This window comes from Caballeronia udeis (genome assembly GCF_001544555.2).
Lineage (GTDB): Bacteria > Pseudomonadota > Gammaproteobacteria > Burkholderiales > Burkholderiaceae > Caballeronia > Caballeronia udeis.
In genome coordinates, this window is record NZ_FCOK02000165.1 from 1 (window position 1) to 3747 (window position 3747).

A 3747-nucleotide genomic window follows, 5' to 3' on the forward strand; every position below is an offset into this window, starting at 1 on the left:
TTTTTTTGGTGCGCCGAGCATGCGCAACAGCTTGGGGGTGCAAGTCCCCTGTCCAACCTGATGGTGGTGAAGGACTAGCGAACGCAAGGGCGTCGTCGTGAGGCGGGGTCTGAAGGAAGCGTGTAGCAAAGCCACGACCTGACGAACAGAAACCAGATATGAGGCCTACCCGGGCGGACGAGCGAGCCAATGATCGCGAAGTCCATGACCATCAAGGCGCGGGGTGGTAGATCTGGCAGGTGTGTGGTGAAGGCGGTTGAGCTTACCTCGGGAGGCCTGTGCGGTGTCCTGGACTCAGGACTGAACGGCTCGTAAGGGACGTTGAGCGCCGTGCAGGAGTCAGCAGAAGGCATAGTAGGGCGGCGACGCCTGAAGGCCCGAACGGAAAGGAGCGGCGAGTAAGCCGGAGAACTCGACATGGGAGCGCAGCAGAAAACGCAACGCGTCCTCGGCAACGGAGGAAGGGGTGTAGCCCCGGGGGCTGTTGATCGAGGGGCTGAACCTGTGGCGGCGAACCCCGAGTCTGAAAGCCCGTCGGCTTGTGACCGACTGATGGAAGAGGTCTGTGAAAGGGAGAACCTGAAGCGGGCGTTGAAACGTGTGAAGTCAAACAAGGGTGCACCGGGCGTGGACGGCATGACGGTCCACGCACTACCGGCGTACCTGCGTGAGCATTGGCCGTCGATACGGGCCTCACTGCTCGAAGGAACCTACAAGCCCCAACCTGTGAGACGGGTGGAGATACCCAAGCCGGATGGAGCTGGCGTGCGCAAACTCGGCATCCCCTCTGCGCTCGATCGGTTTATCCAGCAGGCGGTGTTGCAGGTACTGCAAAAGCAGTGGGACCCGACGTTCTCGGATTCTAGTTACGGCTTCCGTCCGGGGCGCTCGGCCCATCAGGCCGTGGCACAGGCGCAAAACTACATCCAAGCAGGATATCGCTGGGTTGTCGATTTGGACCTCGAGAAATTCTTCGATCGCGTGAGCCACGACATCCTGATGAGCCGGGTGGCAAGGCGGGTCAGCGACAAACGGATGTTGAAGCTGATCCGCTCCTTCTTGACGGCGGGTGTGATGGAGCACGGGCTGGTTGGTGCAACGGACGAAGGGGCACCGCAAGGTGGTCCGCTATCGCCGTTGTTATCCAATCTGATGCTTGACGAGCTCGACCGGGAGCTTGAGCGGCGCGGTCTGCGCTTCGTGAGGTACGCCGACGACAGTAACGTCTACGTACGCAGCGAACGCGCAGGCCAGCGGGTGATGGCGGGGCTAAAAACCTACCTTACCGGCAAGCTGAAGCTGAAGGTCAATGAGGCGAAGAGCGCGGTCGCGCGGCCACACACACGCAAATTCCTTGGATTCACCTTCTCGGACCGAGTACAGGTCAAACGGCGCATTGCGCCCAAGGCGCTGACTCGTTTCAAGGATCGAATCCGGGAGTTGACTCAACGCACGCGAGGAATCAGCGTCGACCAGTTGATCGGCACGCTGAAACGATATCTGACCGGCTGGCGTGGCTACTTCGGTTTCTGTGAAACGCCCAGCGTGCTTCGGCAACTGGATGAATGGATTCGTCGGCGTCTTCGCTGTTTCTTCTGGAAGCAGTGGAAGAGCGGCCGGACCCGATTCCAGGAGCTCATTGCGCGGGGCGTCAACCGCAACCTCGCCGCCCAGACGGCGGGCTCGCCGCACAACGCGTGGCGCCTCAGCTGTAGTCCGGCGCTCAGCAAGGCGCTGCCCAATCGTTACTTCCGCTCGCTTGGTCTTCCATCGGTTGGGTCGTCATAGTCGGTCAACCGATCCGAACCGCCGTGTACGGACCCGTACGCACGGTGGTGTGGGAGGGGTCGGGCCGCGAGGCCTGCCCCTATCCCGATGTGCGCCGAGCATGCGCAACAGCTTGGGGGTGCAAGTCCCCTGTCCAACCTGATGGTGGTGAAGGACTAGCGAACGCAAGGGCGTTGTCGTGAGGCGGGGTCTGAAGGAAGCGTGTAGCAAAGCCACGACCTGACGAACAGAAACCAGATATGAGGCCTACCCGGGCGGACGAGCGAGCCAATGATCGCGAAGTCCATGACCATCAAGGCGCGGGGTGGTAGATCTGGCAGGTGTGTGGTGAAGGCGGTTGAGCTTACCTCGGGAGGCCTGTGCGGTGTCCTGGACTCAGGACTGAACGGCTCGTAAGGGACGTTGAGCGCCGTGCAGGAGTCAGCAGAAGGCATAGTAGGGCGGCGACGCCTGAAGGCCCGAACGGAAAGGAGCGGCGAGTAAGCCGGAGAACTCGACATGGGAGCGCAGCAGAAAACGCAACGCGTCCTCGGCAACGGAGGAAGGGGTGTAGCCCCGGGGGCTGTTGATCGAGGGGCTGAACCTGTGGCGGCGAACCCCGAGTCTGAAAGCCCGTCGGCTTGTGACCGACTGATGGAAGAGGTCTGTGAAAGGGAGAACCTGAAGCGGGCGTTGAAACGTGTGAAGTCAAACAAGGGTGCACCGGGCGTGGACGGCATGACGGTCCACGCACTACCGGCGTACCTGCGTGAGCATTGGCCGTCGATACGGGCCTCACTGCTCGAAGGAACCTACAAGCCCCAACCTGTGAGACGGGTGGAGATACCCAAGCCGGATGGAGCTGGCGTGCGCAAACTCGGCATCCCCTCTGCGCTCGATCGGTTTATCCAGCAGGCGGTGTTGCAGGTACTGCAAAAGCAGTGGGACCCGACGTTCTCGGATTCTAGTTACGGCTTCCGTCCGGGGCGCTCGGCCCATCAGGCCGTGGCACAGGCGCAAAACTACATCCAAGCAGGATATCGCTGGGTTGTCGATTTGGACCTCGAGAAATTCTTCGATCGCGTGAGCCACGACATCCTGATGAGCCGGGTGGCAAGGCGGGTCAGCGACAAACGGATGTTGAAGCTGATCCGCTCCTTCTTGACGGCGGGTGTGATGGAGCACGGGCTGGTTGGTGCAACGGACGAAGGGGCACCGCAAGGTGGTCCGCTATCGCCGTTGTTATCCAATCTGATGCTTGACGAGCTCGACCGGGAGCTTGAGCGGCGCGGTCTGCGCTTCGTGAGGTACGCCGACGACAGTAACGTCTACGTACGCAGCGAACGCGCAGGCCAGCGGGTGATGGCGGGGCTAAAAACCTACCTTACCGGCAAGCTGAAGCTGAAGGTCAATGAGGCGAAGAGCGCGGTCGCGCGGCCACACACACGCAAATTCCTTGGATTCACCTTCTCGGACCGAGTACAGGTCAAACGGCGCATTGCGCCCAAGGCGCTGACTCGTTTCAAGGATCGAATCCGGGAGTTGACTCAACGCACGCGAGGAATCAGCGTCGACCAGTTGATCGGCACGCTGAAACGATATCTGACCGGCTGGCGTGGCTACTTCGGTTTCTGTGAAACGCCCAGCGTGCTTCGGCAACTGGATGAATGGATTCGTCGGCGTCTTCGCTGTTTCTTCTGGAAGCAGTGGAAGAGCGGCCGGACCCGATTCCAGGAGCTCATTGCGCGGGGCGTCAACCGCAACCTCGCCGCCCAGACGGCGGGCTCGCCGCACAACGCGTGGCGCCTCAGCTGTAGTCCGGCGCTCAGCAAGGCGCTGCCCAATCGTTACTTCCGCTCGCTTGGTCTTCCATCGGTTGGGTCGTCATAGTCGGTCAACCGATCCGAACCGCCGTGTACGGACCCGTACGCACGGTGGTGTGGGAGGGGTCGGGCCGCGAGGCCTGCCCCTATCCCGATC

2 protein-coding genes are annotated in these 3747 nt (G+C 61.4%); both read left to right on the forward strand.

Features of this window, described 5'->3' with window-relative positions; all coding sequences use genetic code 11:
* Positions 1 to 417: 417 nt before the first annotated feature.
* Complete coding sequence (gene ltrA / locus AWB69_RS44860) at positions 418 to 1788, forward strand: group II intron reverse transcriptase/maturase (RefSeq protein WP_062093180.1); 1371 nt, start codon at positions 418 to 420, stop codon at positions 1786 to 1788.
* 498 nt (positions 1789 to 2286) lie between these two features.
* Positions 2287 to 3657 (forward strand): group II intron reverse transcriptase/maturase, encoded by a 1371-nt coding sequence (ltrA, locus tag AWB69_RS44865; RefSeq protein ID WP_062093180.1) that lies wholly within the window; start codon positions 2287 to 2289, stop codon positions 3655 to 3657.
* The last annotated feature ends 90 nt before the right edge of the window (positions 3658 to 3747 follow it).

Bases quoted from the DNA above. Each gene is read 5' to 3' on its own strand.
- ltrA (WP_062093180.1), top strand. From the start codon at position 418: ATGGGAGCGCAGCAGAAAACGCAACGCGTCCTCGGCAACGGAGGAAGG.
- ltrA (WP_062093180.1), top strand. From the start codon at position 2,287: ATGGGAGCGCAGCAGAAAACGCAACGCGTCCTCGGCAACGGAGGAAGG.